We start from the raw sequence: 17,272 nt of genomic DNA on the forward strand, positions 1-17,272 counted from the left end.
GAGTTCCTGTGTCCTCTACGCCCTCTTGCGTCTTTCCCGAGCTGCCCCTGGTCGCCGCCCAGCCCGGTATCTGGATGGCCGATCAGCTGTCGCCCCATGCCAATGCCTTCGCCGTGGCCCATCTGGTCGAGTTGCGCGGGCCGCTCGACGCCCAGGCGCTGCTGGCGGCCATCGTCCAGGGCCTCGGCGAACTGGACAGCCTGCAGCTCAGGTTCGCCGAGCGTGAGGGCGAACTGGTGCAGTGGATCGACCACACTGCGGTGATCACTGCGCCCGAGTGGCTGGATCTGCGCGATGCGGCGGATCCCGAGCATGCGGCGCGAACGGCCATCCGCGCCGATCTCGACGGCGACCTGCGGGCCACCAGTGGCGGTCCGCTGTGGCTCAACCGGATCTACCAGCTGGGCGACGATCACCTGTTCTGGTACCAGCGTTATCACCACCTGCTGATCGACGGCTATGGCTTCGCCGCCCTGGCCAAGCGGGTGGCCGCCCTGTACAGCGCCGCGATGCGGAACGAGACGGCCGAGGCCTCGCCCTTCGTCTCCTTCGCCGAGGTGGTGCGCGAGTATCAGGACTATCAGCAGTCGGCCGTCCGCGAGCGCGACGAAGCCTTCTGGCGCGAGCGGGGTGCGACCTTGCCGCCGGCGGCCTCCCTGGCGCCGGGTGGCCTGTCGGGACAGGTGCCCACGCCGCGGGTGGTGGAGGCGCGCGCCCGGGTACCTGCCGAGGTCTTCGCCAGACTGGCCGAACAGGGCAAGGCCCAAGGGGTGACGCCAGCGGATCTGGCTGTGGCCCTGGCCGCCACCTGGTTCGCCCGTCTCAGCGGGCAACCGGCCTTCAGCGCCGGCTTCATCTTCATGCGGCGCATGGGGTCGGTGGCGCTCAAATCCGGTGGCGCGACCCTCAACGTCCTGCCGCTGGGCGTGCGTACCGACTCGACCCAGAGGCTGCCGGAGCTGGCTGCCGGGTTGGCCGCCGAGCTCAAGAAGGTGCGTCGCCACCAGCGTTACGACGCCGAGCAGATCGCCCGCGATCTCGGCCGGCCGGGCGATGCCGAGCCGCTGACCGGACCAGTCATCAACCTCAAGCTGTTCGATTTCGCCCTGGATTTCGCCGGGGTGCCGGGCATCACCCACGAACTGGCCTCGGGGCCGGTGCGCGACCTGGAGATCGCCCTCTACCTGGAGGCGAGCGGTGCCCTGGACATCAAGCTGCTGGGCAATGCCGAGCGCTATGCCGCCGAGCTGCTGCAGGGACACGCCGCGCGCTTTGGCCTGCTGGCGGAGCAATTCGCCGATCACCCTGGCCTTACCCTGGGTGAAGCAGACCTGTTGGCCCCGGCAGACCGGAACTGGCTGGCCGCGATCAACGCCACTGAGCGCGCGCTACCGGCGACCACCCTGGTGACCCTGTTGGCCGACCAGGCAGCGCGCACGCCGTCGGCGCCCGCGCTGGCCGATCTGCAGCACGCCTTCAGCTATCGGGAAACGCGCCAGCAGGTGCTGGCCCTGGCCCAACGGCTGAGCGCGGCCGGGGTAGGGCGGGGCGATATCGTTGCCGTGGCCCTACCGCGTTCGGTGTTCCTGTCCCTGGCGCTGCTGGCCACGATCGAACTGGGCGCCGCCTACCTGCCGCTGGACAGCGGCTATCCTGACGAGCGCCTGCAACTGATGTTCGACGACGCCCGGCCACGGGTGCTGGTGACCGATGCCAGCCAGCGCGGGCGTTTCCCGGGGTTGGACGATAGCCAGGTGCTGATTCTGGATGCGCCCCTGAAGGGGTTGGACCAGGATCCGGTGTTCGAAGGGCCGCGCCCCGGCGATCCGGCCTATCTGCTCTATACCTCCGGCTCCACCGGTCGCCCCAAGGGCGTGGTGGTCGGCCATGCCGCCATCGTCAATCGCCTGCTGTGGATGCAGGACAGCTATCCCATCGGCGCCGGCGACACCGTCTTGCAGAAGACACCGAGCAGTTTCGATGTCTCGGTCTGGGAGTTCTTCTGGCCGCTGCTAGTGGGCGCCCGGCTGTACCTGGCGCCGCCCGAGGCCCATCGCGATCCCGCGGCGCTGCAGGAGCTGTTCGCTCGCGAGCGGGTGACCACGGTGCACTTCGTGCCGTCGATGCTGGCGGCCTTCGTCGCCAGCCTGGACGAGCCGGCCGCGGTGGCCCGCTGCGCCAGCCTGCGTCAGGTGTTCTGCAGCGGTGAAGCCCTGCCCGCCGAGCTGGCCCGTACCTGGGAGCGCCGGGTCGGCGCGCCCCTGCACAATCTCTATGGCCCCACCGAGGCCGCGGTGGACGTCTCCTACCATCCGGCCCATGGCGCCGCCCTGGCGGCTGTTACCGGCAGCAGCGTGCCCATCGGCAAGCCGGTGTGGAACACCGGGCTGCACATCCTTGATGAACGCCTGCGTCCAGTGCCGCCGGGTGTGGCGGGGGAGCTCTATCTGAGCGGGGTGCAACTCGCCGATGGCTACCTGGGCCGACCGGAGCTGACCGCCGCACGCTTCATCGCCGCGCCGGACGGGCAGGGCGAGCGGCTGTATCGCACCGGCGACGTGGCGCGCTGGCTGCCGGAGGGCGTCGTCGAGTACCTCGGGCGCAGCGACGACCAGGTCAAGCTGCGCGGGCAGCGCATCGAACTGGCGGAAATCGACCATGCCCTGCTGGCGCTGCCAGGCGTGGCCCAGGCGGTCACCCATGCCCGGGTGCTGGGCGAGGCGGCCAACAGCGCGGGTGGCGATGCGCGCCAACTGGTGGGTTATCTGATCGCCCAGCCGGGCGCCGCACTGGACCTGGAGCGCCTGCGCACGCGCCTGGGCGAAAGCCTGCCGCCGCATCTGGTGCCAGTGGCCCTGGTGGAGCTGGACACCCTGCCTCTGGGGGCCACCGGCAAGCTGGATCGCAAGGCTCTGCCGGCGCCCCAGGGCGTGGCCAGGGCCGCGAGCCGACCCCTGGCGCCGGGGCTGGAGAGTGAATTGGCGGCGGCCTTTTCCGAGGTGCTCGGCTGCGCCATCGGTGGCGCGGACGATGACTTCTTCGCCCTGGGCGGTCATTCGTTGCTGGCCATGACCCTGGCGGCCAATCTGCGGCGGCGGCTGGGGCAGCCGGTGTCCATCGGCCAGATCATGGTGGCCTCCAGTGTCGCCCGCCTGGCGCGCCAGCTGGAGCAGGACGCGGCCCGCGAAACCCGTGCCGGCTTCGAGACCCTGCTGCCGCTGCGCCCGGGCGACGGTCCCACGCTGTTCTGTTTCCATCCGGCCTCGGGCTTCGCCTGGCAATTCAGCGTGCTGGCTCGGCACCTGGATCCGCGCTGGTCGTTGCTCGGTATCCAGTCGCCGCGTCCGGACGGCCCCCTGGCCCAGGGCGCCGATCTGGAAGCCGTCATCCAGCGCCATCTGCGCACCCTGCGCGAGGTGCAGCCGCAGGGTCCCTATCATCTGCTCGGCTATTCCCTGGGCGGTACCCTGGCCCAGGGCCTGGCGGCGCGGTTGCAGGCGGCCGGGGAGCAGGTCGCCTTCCTTGGCCTGCTCGATACCTATCCGCCGGAAACCCAGAACTGGCAGGAGCGCGAGGGCCAGCGCGAGCTGGATCCGGAGGTGCTGGCCGAAGTGAATCGCGAGCGCGAGGCCTTTCTCGCCGCCCAGCAGGGGCTGGCCGATCCGGCGCTGGGGGAGGGGGCGCAGCTGTTCGCCACCATCGAGGGCAACTACGCCGATTCGGTTCGGCTGCTGGCCACGGCGCGCAGCGCTCGCTTCGACGGCGAAGCGCTGATGTTCGTTGCCCGCCGCACCCTGCCCGCGGGAATGGACGTCAAGGCCACCTGGGCGCCCTGGATCACCCGCCTGCAGGCCCATGAGGTGGATTGCGCCCATGTCGACATCATCGCCCCGGCCCAGCTGGCGCAGATCGGTCCGGTGCTGAATCGGGCTCTGAAAGGACTCTAGCCAGCCGAGCGCCGTGCCAGGGGCACCACCATGGGTGTCCCGGCCACCGGGTCGTCGATGATCAGGCAGTCCAGGTCGTAGACCGCCTTGATCAATTCGGGGGTGACCACGTCGCGCGGGCGGCCGGTGGCCAGTACCTTGCCGCCGCGCATGGCCACCAGGTGGGTGGCGTAGCGGCAGGCGTGGTTGAGGTCGTGCAGCACCATCACCAAGGTATGGCCCTGCTGGCGATTGAGGTCTTCCAGCAATTCCAGCAGGTCGATCTGGTGGGTGATGTCGAGCCAGGTCGTGGGTTCGTCCAGCAGCAGCAGGGGTGTTTCCTGGGCCAGGGCCATGGCGATCCATACCCGCTGGCGTTGGCCGCCGGAGAGGGTGTCCACCGCCCGGTCGGCCAGTTCGAAGACGCCGGTGGCCTGCATGGCGTGGGTCACCGCACGCTCGTCGTCGGCGCGCACGCCGCCGAACAGGGTCTGGTGCGGATAGCGTCCGCGGGCCACCAGATCGCGCACCGAGATATCGCCCGGGGCCTGAGAGCTCTGCGGCAGCAGGCCCAGACGGCGGGCCACCTCCTTGGTGCGATAGCTCTGGATCGCCTGGCCGTCGAGCCAGACCTGGCCCTGGCTGGGCGCCAGCAGCCGGCTCAGGGTGCGCAGCAGGGTCGACTTGCCGCAGCCGTTGGGGCCGATGATGACCGTCAGTTCGCCATCGGGAATGGTCAGCGAGAGGTCCTCGGCGATCAGCTTGCGGCCGTAGCCCAGGGTCAGGCGCTCGGCGTGCAGGCGCGAGGAAGGGGCGTCGTTCATGAGCGGCGGGACTCCCAGATGAGCAGGCCGATCAGGTAGAGCCCGCCCAGGCTTACCGTGACCAGGCCCACCGGCAGGACATAGGGCAGGAACAGGCGCTGGGCGATGAGATCCGCGCCCAGCAGCAGGACCGCGCCGGTGAGGGCGGCGGCGGGCAGCGCCAGACGCTGGGTGCCGGTCAGGCGGCGGGCGATCTGCGGCGCGGCCAGGGCGATGAAGGAGATGGGGCCGGCCACCGCGGTGCCGGCGGCGGTGAGCACCACGCCCAGGCCCAGCAGCGACAGCCGGGTGCGCTCCACCGGCACGCCCAGGGCGCAGGCGGTGTCGTCGCCCATCTCCAGCAGGAACAGCCGGCGACTCAGCGCCAGGCTGGCCGCACCCGCCAGCAGGATGAAGACCACCGCCGGCCAGGCCTTGGCCCAGGTGATACCGTTGAGCGAACCGGCACTCCACAGGCCGGCGCTGAAGGCGGCTTCCAGGGAGGCGTGGACGATCAGCCAGGTATTGAGCGCCATCAACAGGGCGCGCACGCCGATGCCGACGATGATGAGTCTGAGGGTATCCACACCGCTGCCGCGCCAGGTCAGGGCATAGACCAGCGCCGCGCTGAGCAGGCCGCCGATCAGGGCGGCGGTGGTGCTCCAGAGGATGCTGGCCTGGAACAGCACCAGGGCGACCAGCACGCCGCTGTAGGCGCCGGTGTTGAACCCCATGATATCCGGGCTGCCGAGAGGATTGCGCAGCAGCGACTGGAACAGCGCCCCGCTCAGGCCCAGGGCGGCGCCGATCAGCAGGGCCAGGGCCACCCGCGGCAGGCGCCACTGGGTGACCACCAGTTCGATGCCGCGCGGCGCCTCGCCGAGCAGGGCGGCCACTACCTGGGCAGGGCTCAGGGCCAGGCTGCCGCTACCCAGGGCGAACAGGGCCAGCAACAGGGCGCCGCCAAGCAGGGCGAGCAGCACGGCGGGTAGGCGCAGGCGACCGGGGCGGTTCATGCTCGACCTCCCTGGCGCTGACGGCGCGCCAGCCAGATCAGCAGGGGTGCGCCAAGGAAGGCGGTCACCACCGAGACGCGCAGCTCGTTGGTGACCAGCAGGCGGCCGACGATGTCGGCGGTGAGGAGCAGGCTGGGGGTGAACAGCAGCACGAAGGGCAGCAGCCAGCGATGGTCCTCGCCGATGGCCCAGCGGCCCAGGTGCGGCACCATCAGACCGACGAAGGCGATGGGTCCGACCGCCGCGGCAGCGGCGCCACAGAGCAGGGTGATGGCCAGCAGGCCGAGCAACTGGGTCTGACGGACCCGGGTGCCGAGGGCCACGGCCAGGTCGGTGCCCAGGCTCAGGGCATTCAGTGCCGGAGCCAGCAGCAGGGCGATAGCCACCCCGCCCAGTACCGGCGGGCTGGCGCTGCGCAGCAGCTCCAGCTGACGCACGTCCAGCGAGCCGAATTGCCAGAATCGCAGCTGATCGTAGACCTGGGGATCGAGCAGGGCGATGCCCGAGCTGACACCTTCGAGCATGGCCCCCAGGGCCACCCCCACCAGCACCAGACGCATGGGATTGAAGCCGCCGCCACCGGCGATACCGGCCAGCAGCACCACCAGGCTGGCGAGCAGGGCGCCAGCGAAGGCATAGCCCAGGTAGTGCTCGGGACCGCTGGCGCCGAACAGGGCGATGCCCAGCACCACGGCGAAGCTGGCACCGGCGTTGACGCCGAGAATGCCCGGATCGGCGAGGGGATTGCGCGTCAGCGCCTGCATCAGGGTGCCGGCCACGCCCAGGGCCGCGCCGGCGAGCAGACCGGCGAGGGTCCGTGGCAGCCGTGCCTCGCGCACGATCAGACAGGCCGGATCGCTGCAACCGTGGCCCAGCGCCTGCCAGACGTCGGCCAGCGGTATGGCGGTGGAGCCGAGCGCCAGGCTGGCAGCCATCACCAGGAGCAGCAGGAGGGCGGCGCAGCCGAGGATGAAGAGGCGGCGCCTGGTCATCCGGGACGACCGACAGGAAGGGGAGTGGATGAGAACAAGGCGTATTAACACATGATAGTCTGTATTACATGCTAACAGCCTTGCCTCGGCGGCTCGATAGCGTCCCCTGTGTTTTTCCGGTGATTCATGTCCAAGACGTCCTTTCTGCTCGACTTCGGCCTGCTCAGGTCCCACGCCGCCTTTCGTACCCTGTTCATCGCACGTCTGGTGTCCGTGCTGTCCCTCGGCCTGCTGGCCGTGGCGATACCCATTCAGGTCCAGGCCCTGACCGACTCGCCGCTCAAGGTGGGCCTGGCGCTGAGCATGGCCGGCATCGGCATGTTCGTCGGCCTGCTCACCGGCGGGGTGCTGGCCGATCGCCTGGAGCGGCGCCGGCTGATCCTCGCCGCCCGCTCCATCTGCGGCCTGGGCTTCATCGGCCTGGCGGTCAACGCCAGCCTGCCCGAGCCATCGCTGACGGCCATCTACCTGCTGGCGCTGTGGGATGGCTTCTTTGGTGCCCTGGGCGTCACCGCGTTGCTGGCGGTGACGCCGATCCTGGTCGGTCGGGAGTCCATGGTGCAGGCCGGCGCCCTGAATATGCTCAGCGTGCGGGTGGCGGCCATCGTCGCGCCGCCGTTGGGCACCTTGCTGATCGCCCAGAGCGGCGTGGCCTGGAACTACATGCTGACCGCCGGCGGCACCCTCATCACCCTGCTGGTGCTACTGCGCCTGCCGCCGCTGCCCCCGCCGGAACAGCCGCGCGAAACGCCCTGGCAGGCCCTGGGAGGCGGCATCGCCTTCCTCTTCGAGAATCGCCTGCTGGGCGCGGTCGCCCTGGTCGGCGCCCTGGTGACCATGGCCAATGCGGTGCGGGTGCTCTATCCGTCGCTGGGCGAGAGTTGGGGGCTGGATACCGGACACCTGGGCTGGCTCTATGCCGCCGCACCCCTGGGCGCGGCCATCGGCGCCCTCACCAGTGGTCGACTGAACCAGGCACCACGCCCCGGCCGTACCCTGCTGATGACCGCGGTGGCCACCTTTCTGGCGGTGGCGGTGTTCGCCCTGTTGCCCGGCTTCTGGCTGTCAGCGCTGTGCCTGGTGCTGTTCGGCTACCTGGGTGCGCTCAATTCCCTGGTGCAGTACGCGCTGATCCAGCGCCTGACCCCGGATCGCCTGCTGGGGCGCATCAATGCGCTGTGGACGGCGCAGAACATCGGCGGCGAGGCCATCGGCGCAGCGCTGTTCGGCGGCCTGGCCAGCCTGCTGCTGCCGGCGCAGGCGGCCTGCGTCTTTGGTCTGGTCGCCACCGGGGTGGCCGCCCTCTGCTGGGCGCTGGCCCGCGGCCTGCGCCGGGCGGAAAGCCTCGGCGCCTGATCCGCTCCGGTGCGTCTTGCGTAGTGTGGAAAACCGCGTAGCGTTTTCCACGATTTCTCGGTTCAAGGCTTGGCGTAGCGCTGTTCCAGGCGATCCAGCAGCAGGTTGGCGCTGTAGGGGTCGAGGCGGAAGGTCTCGGCGCCCAGGGCTTCCACGCGGTTGTCCTTGACCGCCGGCAGGTGCGCCAGCAGCGGATTGCCGCGTACCGCTTCGGCTTCCTTGGTGTCCGCGGCGAACAGCAGAAAGGTCTGGCCGGTGAGGCCGGTGGCGACGTTTTCGCCGGCCAGCTGCAGGATGTCGTGGCGCTGGCCCTGGCTGTGTCCCGTGGTCAGCCCGGCCGGCAGCGTCGCCAGGGTGAAGCCCAGGCTTTCCAGCAACTGGCCCTGGGACGAGGCCGCGGTCCAGAGATTGGCCTGGCGCGTCGCCGGGTTGTAGACGAAGGCGGACACCGGTTGCGGCGGTAGCTGCAGGCGCGCCTTGAGGTCGGAGACCCGGCGGTCGAAATCTGCGACTACCTTGGCAGCAGCGTCCTCGCGACCGGTGGCCTGGCCGAGCAGTTCCACCACCTGTTGCCAGCTGCGATTGTCGTAGCCCACCACCAGTACCGGGGCGATGGCCTTGAGCTGATCGACCAGGCGCAGCGCCGAGTCGTTACCGGCGGCACTGACCAGGATCAGGTCCGGCGCCTCGGCGGCCACCGCCTCGGCATTGGCCTCGCCGATGTACAGCCGCTTCACCTCGTGTTGCTTGGCGACCTGCCCCCACTGGCGCAGGAACCCCTGGTCATCGGCGAATCTGTTGTTGGGCGAAGTGGCGCCGCTGGCCACCACCGGCGCGCCGATGGCGAGCAGGGAGCCGGTGAGGGTGACGCTGGTGGAAACGATGCGTTGCGGCTTGGCCGGCAGGGTCACCTGATTGCCGTCGGCGCTGATCTGTCGGGGCCAGTCCGCCGCTCGGGCGGTACCACCCAGCGCCAGAATGGCGAGGATCAGGGGGGTGAGAATGCGAAACACTGACGACGAGCTGAACATGGACGCCTTCCGGTTGTAAGATAATCACTCTCATTTTCAAAGATGCACCTCGCTACAGCAAGGGCTGTCGATGGCGGCCAGGGGCGAGCGCGTGCAAAGCGGAAGGCCAGAGCGGTCCGACAGTTCTGCCGATGTTCTGCCCAGCGGCGATTTGCCGAACAGATCAAAGGGTTGCGTGCTGTAGAGGGAAACCGTTTGGCAGCTAACGAATTGACTTCCGCTGATACAAAAGTTAATTTCTGCTTATTGATAAGCATTATCATTTGTGTAGAGGTCCGTAGCAATGTCGAGTAAAAGGGCTGACGTGGTCGGGCAGATCGCCACCGAGCAGCAGGAGCAGGCCGCCTTCCTGTTCCAGTCGGGTGACCGTGTCCTGCGCGGACGCGGCATCTGTGCCCGGGTCGAGACGCCAGCCAGCGGCGGCGCGCACCGGGACAGTCTGTTTTTGCATGCCGTGGAAGAGGCCTTCGCCCGTGCCCGTCAGGCCGGCATCGCCGAGCCGGTGATCATGGGTGCCATTCCCTTCGATACCACCAAGCCCTCCTGCCTCTATGTGCCCCGCGAGCATGCCTGGATGGCGCGTTCGGCACCGGTCAGCAGCGCACCGGTGACCCCGGCGCAGGTGCGCGAGGTGCGCAACCTGCCCAGCGCGGACGGCTTCTGCCTGGCGGTGGAGGAGGCCATCGAGGCCTTCCGCCGCGGCGAGCTGAGCAAGGCGGTGCTGTCGCGCATCCAGGAAATCCAGCTGGCCGAGCCCGCCGACGTGGAGGCCATCCTCGCCAATCTGGCGCGGCAGAATCCCACCGGCTATCAATTCCGCATCCCTACCGCCGAGGGCGGCGAGCTGGTCGGGGTCAGCCCCGAGTTGCTGGTGCGCAAGCAAGGTGCCCGGGTCCATACCAATCCCCTGGCCGGTTCGGCCAAGCGCCGCGCCGATCCCCTGGACGACCAGCGGGTGGCCCGCGAACTGCTGGAGTCGAGCAAGGACCATTACGAGCACCGCCTGGTGATCGAAGATATCCGCCAGCAGCTGGCCCCCCTGTGCAGCCGCCTGGACGTGCCCGAGGCGCCGTCGCTGCTCAGCACCAACGCCATGTGGCACCTGTCCACCGCCATCGACGGCGAACTGGCCGACAGCCGCACCTCGGCGCTGCAACTGGCCTGCCGGCTGCACCCGACCCCGGCGGTCTGCGGCTTTCCGACGGTGGCCGCGCGCCAGCTGATCGAGCGCATCGAGCCCTTCGACCGTGGCCTGTTCACCGGCATGGTCGGCTGGTGCGATGCCCAGGGCAACGGCGAGTGGGTAGTCACCATCCGCTGTGGCACGGTGCAGGGCGACTGGCTGCGGCTGTTCGCCGGCGCCGGCATTGTCGAGGCCTCCGACCCCGCGGCGGAATGGGCCGAGGTCACCGCCAAACTGGGCACCATGCGCGCCGCCTGTGGCTTGCTCGACGAGGAGAACCCCACGTGAGTCTGGAATTCACCCCCTGGCCGGAAGACCTGGCCGCCCGCTATCGGGCCCTCGGCTACTGGTCCGACCTGCCGATGACCGAGATCCTGGCCCGCAGTCGCGCGGCCCTGCCGGACGCCCCGGCGATCCTCTGTGGCGAGCGGCAGCTGAGCTATGCCGAGCTGGACGAGCGCTCCAGTCGCCTGGCCGCCCACCTTCAGACCGCCGGTCTGCACCGCCACGACACGGCGCTGGTGCAGCTGCCCAACGTGGCCGAGTTCTATGTGGTGTTCTTTGCCCTGCTCAAGGCCGGCATCGCCCCGGTCAATGCGCTGTTCAGTCACCAGAAGCTGGAGCTGCTGGCCTATGCGCAGCAGATCCAGCCGCGGCTGTTGATCGCTTCCACCGAGCACAACCTGTTCCGTGACGATACCTTTGTCGCCGAGTTGCGTGACGTGGCGCCCGGGCTGAGCGAGGTGCTGCTGGACGGCGCGCAGGATGCACGCAGCCTGCAGCAGCGCCTGGATACCCCCCTGGAGGGTTATCAACTGACGCCCACCGCGGGTGGCGAGGTGGCCTTCTTCCAGCTTTCCGGTGGCAGCACCGGTACGCCCAAGCTGATCCCGCGCACCCACAACGACTACTACTACAGCCTCAGACGCAGCGTCGAGATCTGTCAGCTGACCCCGGCGACGCGCTTTCTCTGCGCCCTGCCGGCAGGGCACAACTACACCCTCAGCTCGCCCGGCGCCCTGGGCGTCTTTATCGCCGGCGGCTGCGTAGTCATGGCCCGCGATCCCGAGCCGCTGCGCTGCTTCGCGCTGATCGAGCGCCATCAGGTGGACTGGGTGGCCCTGGTGCCGCCGGCGGTGGCGCTCTGGCTGCAGGCCGCGGCGGCGCCCGAGCAGCGCGCGCGACTGGCCAGCCTGCGCATGGTACAGGTGGGCGGCGCCAGCTTCGCCGAGGCCCAGGCCCGCCGCGTGCCCGTGGAACTGGGCTGCCAGCTGCAGCAGGTGTTCGGCATGGCCGAGGGCCTGGTCAACTACACCCGCCTGGATGACGAACCCGAGCGCATCTTCACCACCCAGGGCCGGCCCATGAGCCCGGATGACGAGGTGCGCATCACCGACGAAGACGGCCAGCCGGTGCCCGATGGCCAACCTGGTCTGCTGTCCACCCGGGGCCCCTATACCTTCCGCGGCTACTACCGCAGCCCCGAGCACAATACCCAGGTGTTTGATGCCGAGGGTTTCTACTTTTCCGGGGACGTGGTCCAGCGCGATGCCGCCGGTTACCTCAAGGTGGTCGGCCGGGTGAAGGACCAGATCAACCGCGGGGGCGAGAAGATCGCCGCGGCCGAGATCGAGGGCCTGCTGCTGCGCCATCCCGGTATCACTCACGCGGCCCTGGTGGCCATCGCCGACGAGCTGATGGGTGAGAAGAGCTGTGCCTGCCTGGTGGTCAGCGACCCGGCGCTCAAGCCAGTGGCCCTGCGCCGCTACCTGCGCGAGCAGGGCGTGGCCGAATACAAGTTGCCCGACCGTTTCCGGTTCCTCGACCAGCTGCCGCTCACCGCCGTCGGCAAGATCGACAAGCGCCGCCTGCGCGAGCAGCTGCAGACCCCTTCCACCGAGCGTCTCTAAGGTTTCCCATGGCTATTCCCCGTCTTGCCTCCTATCCCTTGCCCCAGCCCGATGGCTTTCCCGCCAACAAGGTCGCCTGGACGCCCGTGGCCGACCGCGCCGTGCTGCTGATCCACGACATGCAGCGCTATTTCGTCGAGTTCTATGGCGACAGCAGCCCGCTGATCGACCAGGTGGTGGCCAACATCGCCGCCCTGCGCGCCTGGGCCGACGCCCAGGGCGTGCCGGTGGTCTATACCGCCCAGCCCACCGACCAGCCGCCGGCCGATCGCGCTCTGCTCAACGACATGTGGGGTCCGGGTCTGACCCAGGCCGATCCCGCACTGCAGCAGGTGGTGGACGAACTGGCACCCAAGGACGGTGACGTGGTGCTGACCAAGTGGCGTTACAGCGCCTTCCACCGCTCCAACCTGCAGGACCTGATGACCGAGTGGCGGCGCGACCAGCTGATCGTCTGCGGCGTCTATGCCCACATCGGCTGCCTGACCACCTGTACCGACGCCTTCATGAGAGACATCCAGGCCTTCCTGATCGGCGACGCCGTGGCCGACTTCAGCGAAGAAGAGCACCGCATGGCGCTACGCTACGTGGCCACTCGCTGTGGCAGCACCCTGAGCACCACCCAGGTCACCGGCGCGGGCGCGGTCGTGCTGGACGAAGCCTGGCTGCGCGCCCAGGTCCAGCCGCTGCTGGATGCCGACGACGAGGAGCCGGCGCTGGACGACAATCTGACCGATTTCGGTCTGGATTCGGTGCAGGTCATGACCCTGGTGGGGGAATGGCAGAAGCGCGGCCTGCCGGTCACCTTCGCCGATCTCGCCGCCCAGCCGACCCTGCAGGGCTGGCTGGATCTGTTGCGCGCTCGCGCCTAGGGAGCCTCTGATGACGCAACTGGATTTCACTGGCAAGCGCGTCTGGGTGACCGGCGCCGGGCAGGGCATCGGCTTGCAGGTGGCGCGGCGCTTCCAGGCAGCGGGCGCCGAGGTGGTCGGCCTCGACCGGCACTTCGCCGAGAGCAGCTATCCGTTCCGCACCCAGCTGCTGGATGTCGCCGACGCGGCTCAGGTCGAGACTGTTTGCCAGTCCCTGCTGGCCGAGGAGCGCCGGCTGGACGTGCTGGTCAATGGCGCTGGCGTGCTGCGTCTGGGCACCAGCGACAGCCTGAGCCTGGACGACTGGCAGGCACTGCTGGACGTTAACGTCTCCGGGCCCTTCTACCTGTTCCGCCAGCTGGTGCCGCTGTTCAAGGCCCAGGGCCAGGGCGCCATCGTCAACATCGCCTCCAACGCCGCCCATGTGCCGCGCCTGCAAATGGCCGGCTACTGCACCTCCAAGGCGGCGCTGGTGTCGTTGAGCCACTGCGTGGCCCTGGAACTGGCGGGCTCGGGCGTGCGCTGCAACGTGGTCTCACCGGGTTCCACGGCGACCCCCATGCTGGCCGGCATGCTCGGCTCGCCCGAGGGCTATCAGCGCCTGGTGGACGGCCTGCCGGAAGACTTCAAGCTGGGCATCCCGCTGCGCAAGATCGCTCAGCCCGACGAGATCGCCAACACCGTGCTGTTCCTCGCCTCGGACCTGGCCAGCCATATCACCATGCAGGACATCGTGGTGGACGGCGGCGCGACCCTGGCAGCGTGAGGGCTTTTCGTAGGTTGGGTTGAGCATTAGCGAAGCCCAACAGGCGTTGTCCGGCGACCGCCTGTGTTGGGCTTCGACGGTGAGGCTGTCTCAGCCCAACCTACGGGGGTGAAGCCAAGGCGATAGATCTGTAGGTTGGGTTGAGCGCTAGCGAAGCCCAACAGGCGTTATCCGGCGCCCGCCTGTGTTGGGCTTCGACGATGAGACTGTCTCAGCCCAACCTACGGGGTGAAGCCAAGGCGATAGACCCGTAGGTTGGGTTGAGCGCTAGCGAAGCCCAACAGGAGTTATCCAGCGACCGCCTGTGTTGGGCTTCGACGGTGGAGCTGTCTCAACCCAACCTACGGGATGACGCCGAGGCGATGGACCCGTAGGTTGGGTTGAGCGTCAGCGAAGCCCAACATTGCGGCGGGCTTAGCCCGCCACCAGCACCCGAATGGCTTCCAGGCGCAGCGAGGCCTTGTCCAGGTAGGTCAGGCCTTCTTCGCGCTGCTGGCGCAGGCGATCGATCTCGTCCTGGCGGACGCTGGAGTTGACCGCGCGCAGGGCTTCCAGGCGAGCGATTTCCTCGTCCATGCCGGAGAGGTACGCCTGGCGTGCCTTGGCCACGCGTTCCTCGTGGCGCGGCAGGGCCTTGCCTTCGCCGCCGCCGATCAGCTTGGCCAGGGAGTCGCGCTGGGCCTGGACGAACTTGTTGGCGCTGGTGCGCGGCACGCTTTCAAGCTGGTCGTTGAGGGTCTCGAAGGCCACCCGGGCGGCCAGGTCGTTGCCGTTGGCGTCCAGCAGGCAGCGGATCGCCAGCGGCGGCAGGTAGCGACCCAGTTGCAGGGCGCGCGGGGCCACCGCCTCGCTGATGTAGATCAGTTCCAGCAGCACGGTGCCCGGCTTGAGCGCCTTGTTCTTGATCAGCGCCACGGCGGTGTTGCCCATGGAGCCGGACATCACCAGGTCCATGCCACCCTGGGCCATGGGGTGTTCCCAGGTCAGGAATTGCATGTCCTCGCGAACCAGGGCCACGTTGCGATCGTAGGTGATGGTCACGCCTTCGTCGTCGCCGAGGGGGAAGCCGGCGTCGAGCATCTTCTCGCTGGGCTTGAGGATCAGGGCGTTGTCGGAGTGGTCCTCGCTGTCGATGCCGAAGGCGTTGAACAGCTCTTCCATGTACATGGGCAGGGCGAACTGATCGTCCTGCTCGAGGATGTCCTCGACCAGCTGCTCGCCGGCACCGGCGCCGGAGGAATTGAGCTCCAGCAGGCGGTCACGACCGTTGTGCAGCTCGGTTTCCAGCGCCGCGCGCGCCTGGGCGCCCTGTTCCAGCAGCGCCTGCCAGGTGGCGTCATCGCCACCGGCCAATTGCTCTTCCAGTTCGCTGGCGAAGCGCGCCTGCAGGGCGCTGCCGGTGGGCGAGGTGGCCAGGAAGGCGTTCAGTGCCTGGTGGTACCACTGGAACTGGCGTTCCTGGCGGCTGCCTTCGAGGTAGGGCACGTGCAGCTGGATGGTGTGGCGCTGGCCGATCCGGTCCAGGCGGCCGATGCGCTGCTCCAGCAGGTCCGGGTGGGCCGGCAGGTCGAACAGCACCAGGTGATGGGCGAACTGGAAGTTGCGGCCTTCACTGCCGATCTCGGAGCAGATCAGCACCTGGGCACCGAATTCCTCGTCGGCGAAGTAGGCGGCGGCGCGGTCGCGTTCGAGGATGCTCATGCCCTCGTGGAACACCGTGGCCGGGATGCCGGACTTGAGGCGCAGGGCGTCTTCCAGATCCAGAGCGGTTTCCATGCGCGCGCAGATGACCAGCACCTTGTGCGGCTTGAGCGCCTTGAGGGTATCGATCAGCCACTCGACGCGGCCGTCATGGCGCCACCAGCGATCATTGTCGTCTTCCGGGGCGAATTCGGTTTCCGGTTGCAGCGACTGGCCGGGCATGACGCCTTCGTCCAGATAGGCATCCGGGAAGGGCAGGGCATGGGCGTGCAGCTCGCGCTCGGGAAAGCCCTTGACCGCGGCGCGGGTGTTGCGGAACAGCACGCGGCCGGTGCCGTGGCGATCCAGCAGTTCCCGGACCAGGCGGGCACGGGCATCGGCATCACCGGCTGCGGCGGCGGCCAGCAGGGTCTCGCCTTCCTGGCCGAGGAAGCCACCGATGGCGTCCTGGGCCGCCGGGCTCAGGGCACCGGCATCGAGCAGTTCCTGTACCGCTTCGGCCACCGGGCGGTAGTGCTGGGACTCCTGCTGGAAGGCGGCGAAGTCATGGAAGCGGCTGGGGTCGAGCAGGCGTAGACGGGCGAAGTGACTGTCCTGGCCCAGTTGTTCGGGGGTCGCGGTCAGCAGCAGCACGCCGGGAATGACCTCGCCCAATTGTTCGACCAGGCTGTATTCGCGGCTGGCGCCCTCGGGGTGCCAGACCAGGTGATGGGCTTCGTCGACCACCAGCAGGTCCCAGCCGGCGGCGAAGGCCGCATCCTGGGCCTTTTCGTCGCGCACCAGCCAGTCCAGGGAGACCAGCGCCAGCTGGGCGTCCTCGAAGGGATTGCCGTCTTCGCTGGCCATGAAGCGCTCGGCGTCGAACAGCGCGACTTCCAGGTTGAAGCGGCGGCGCATCTCCACCAGCCACTGGTGCTGGAGATTTTCCGGAACCAGGATCAGCACGCGGCTGGCACGGCCGCTGAGCAGCTGGCGATGGATCACCAGGCCGGCTTCGATGGTCTTGCCCAGGCCCACCTCGTCGGCCAGCAGGACGCGCGGCGCGACGCGGTCGGCCACGCTGCGGGCGATGTGCAGCTGGTGCGGGATCGGCTGGGCGCGGGTGCCGCCGAGGCCCCAGAGGCTGGACTGCAACAGGCGATTGCGGTGCTCGTGGGTGTGGTAGCGCAGGCCGAACCAGGGCAGGGGATCGATCTGCCCGGCGAACAGGCGGTCGCTGGCCAGGCGGAACTGGATGAAGTTCGACAGCTGGGCCTCGGGAACGCTGCGTGCCTCGCGCTCGGCGGTGAAGCCGTGATAGGTCAGCAGGCCGTCCGCTTCGGAGACCTCGCGCACGGTGAGCTTCCAGCCCTCGAAATGGGTCACCTCGTCGCCCGGCGCGAAGCGCACCCGGGTCAGGGGCGCATTGCGCTGGGCATACTGGCGCGTCTCACCGGTGGCTGGATAGAGCACCGTGAGCAGGCGGCCGTCCAGGGCCAGGATGGTTCCCAGGCCCAGTTCGGCCTCGCTGTCACTGATCCAGCGTTGTCCCGGTTGATGTGACGCCATGTAGAAGCCTCTCCCCTGCTATCAAAAAGCCGGCTATTTTAGCCAAAGCGGAGTCATAAGCCCAACCTGCTGTTTTGACGCAGAGCCTGTTCAAAATCTCGCGAGCTAGAGCCAAACAAGGCGAAAAGGCCTGAGGAAGCGGAGTTTACGAGTGGTAAATGAGCATTC

Annotated in this window: 11 protein-coding genes; 6 read left to right on the top strand and 5 right to left on the bottom strand. The window is 68.6% G+C overall.

What is annotated here, in order from left to right:
- Positions 1 to 8 precede the first annotated feature (8 nt).
- On the top strand, positions 9 to 3,947 hold the full coding sequence (locus C722_RS0119580; protein ID WP_017642141.1) for an enterobactin synthase subunit F: 3,939 nt from the start codon (positions 9 to 11) through the stop codon (positions 3,945 to 3,947).
- Here the strand turns inward: C722_RS0119580 and C722_RS0119585 are convergent.
- From C722_RS0119585 to fepD, 3 genes are read right to left on the bottom strand one after another with little or no spacing between them, the layout of a single operon-like run.
- A complete protein-coding gene (locus C722_RS0119585; RefSeq protein WP_017642142.1) occupies positions 3,944 to 4,750 on the bottom strand; it encodes an ATP-binding cassette domain-containing protein in 807 nt (268 codons plus the stop codon). The two genes, C722_RS0119580 and C722_RS0119585, sit on opposite strands and share 4 nt — an antisense overlap.
- Positions 4,747 to 5,745, bottom strand: a complete 999-nt coding sequence (fepG, locus tag C722_RS0119590; protein WP_017642143.1) for an iron-enterobactin ABC transporter permease — start codon at positions 5,743 to 5,745, stop codon at positions 4,747 to 4,749. Before fepG ends, C722_RS0119585 begins: the two co-directional genes overlap by 4 nt.
- The gene (fepD, locus tag C722_RS0119595) at positions 5,742 to 6,737 is read right to left on the bottom strand and encodes a Fe(3+)-siderophore ABC transporter permease (protein ID WP_017642144.1); all 996 of its coding nucleotides are present in this window, start codon (positions 6,735 to 6,737) and stop codon (positions 5,742 to 5,744) included. Before fepD ends, fepG begins: the two co-directional genes overlap by 4 nt.
- Positions 6,738 to 6,863: 126 nt before the next feature.
- Between fepD and entS the strand changes: the two genes are divergently transcribed.
- On the top strand, positions 6,864 to 8,093 hold the full coding sequence (gene entS / locus C722_RS0119600) for an enterobactin transporter EntS (RefSeq protein ID WP_017642145.1): 1,230 nt from the start codon (positions 6,864 to 6,866) through the stop codon (positions 8,091 to 8,093).
- Positions 8,094 to 8,155: 62 nt separating this feature from the next.
- On the opposite strand, the gene fepB is transcribed toward entS, so the two are convergent.
- Complete coding sequence (gene fepB / locus C722_RS0119605) at positions 8,156 to 9,124, bottom strand: Fe2+-enterobactin ABC transporter substrate-binding protein (RefSeq protein WP_017642146.1); 969 nt, start codon at positions 9,122 to 9,124, stop codon at positions 8,156 to 8,158.
- 283 nt (positions 9,125 to 9,407) lie between these two features.
- Here fepB and C722_RS0119610 point away from each other — a divergent pair, with 283 nt between their 5' ends.
- Genes C722_RS0119610 through dhbA form a run of 4 tightly spaced genes read left to right on the top strand, consistent with a single transcriptional unit; the run spans position 9,408 to position 13,855 of the window.
- Entirely contained in the window at positions 9,408 to 10,595 is a 1,188-nt protein-coding gene (locus C722_RS0119610) for an isochorismate synthase MenF (protein ID WP_256204553.1), read from the top strand.
- Positions 10,592 to 12,217, top strand: a complete 1,626-nt coding sequence (locus C722_RS0119615) for a (2,3-dihydroxybenzoyl)adenylate synthase (protein ID WP_017642148.1) — start codon at positions 10,592 to 10,594, stop codon at positions 12,215 to 12,217. Before C722_RS0119610 ends, C722_RS0119615 begins: the two co-directional genes overlap by 4 nt.
- Before the next feature lie 8 nt (positions 12,218 to 12,225).
- The gene (locus tag C722_RS0119620) at positions 12,226 to 13,089 is read left to right on the top strand and encodes an isochorismatase family protein (protein ID WP_017642149.1); all 864 of its coding nucleotides are present in this window, start codon (positions 12,226 to 12,228) and stop codon (positions 13,087 to 13,089) included.
- A gap of 10 nt (positions 13,090 to 13,099) precedes the next feature.
- A complete protein-coding gene (dhbA, locus tag C722_RS0119625; RefSeq protein ID WP_017642150.1) occupies positions 13,100 to 13,855 on the top strand; it encodes a 2,3-dihydro-2,3-dihydroxybenzoate dehydrogenase in 756 nt (251 codons plus the stop codon).
- Positions 13,856 to 14,269: 414 nt separating this feature from the next.
- Here the strand turns inward: dhbA and rapA are convergent, their stop codons facing one another.
- The gene (gene rapA / locus C722_RS0119630; RefSeq protein ID WP_017642151.1) at positions 14,270 to 17,104 is read right to left on the bottom strand and encodes an RNA polymerase-associated protein RapA; all 2,835 of its coding nucleotides are present in this window, start codon (positions 17,102 to 17,104) and stop codon (positions 14,270 to 14,272) included.
- Positions 17,105 to 17,272 lie beyond the last annotated feature (168 nt).

It is taken from the genome of Pseudomonas sp. 313 (assembly GCF_000316965.1).
Lineage (GTDB): Bacteria > Pseudomonadota > Gammaproteobacteria > Pseudomonadales > Pseudomonadaceae > Chryseomonas > Chryseomonas benzopyrenica.

Coding starts and splice junctions, on each gene's coding strand:
- C722_RS0119585 (WP_017642142.1), bottom strand. CDS start 4,750: ATGAACGACGCCCCTTCCTCGCGCCTGCACGCCGAGCGCCTGACCCTG.
- fepG (WP_017642143.1), bottom strand. CDS start 5,745: ATGAACCGCCCCGGTCGCCTGCGCCTACCCGCCGTGCTGCTCGCCCTG.
- fepD (WP_017642144.1), bottom strand. CDS start 6,737: ATGACCAGGCGCCGCCTCTTCATCCTCGGCTGCGCCGCCCTCCTGCTG.
- entS (WP_017642145.1), top strand. CDS start 6,864: ATGTCCAAGACGTCCTTTCTGCTCGACTTCGGCCTGCTCAGGTCCCAC.
- fepB (WP_017642146.1), bottom strand. CDS start 9,124: ATGTTCAGCTCGTCGTCAGTGTTTCGCATTCTCACCCCCCTGATCCTC.
- C722_RS0119610 (WP_256204553.1), top strand. CDS start 9,408: ATGTCGAGTAAAAGGGCTGACGTGGTCGGGCAGATCGCCACCGAGCAG.
- C722_RS0119620 (WP_017642149.1), top strand. CDS start 12,226: ATGGCTATTCCCCGTCTTGCCTCCTATCCCTTGCCCCAGCCCGATGGC.
- dhbA (WP_017642150.1), top strand. CDS start 13,100: ATGACGCAACTGGATTTCACTGGCAAGCGCGTCTGGGTGACCGGCGCC.
- rapA (WP_017642151.1), bottom strand. CDS start 17,104: ATGGCGTCACATCAACCGGGACAACGCTGGATCAGTGACAGCGAGGCC.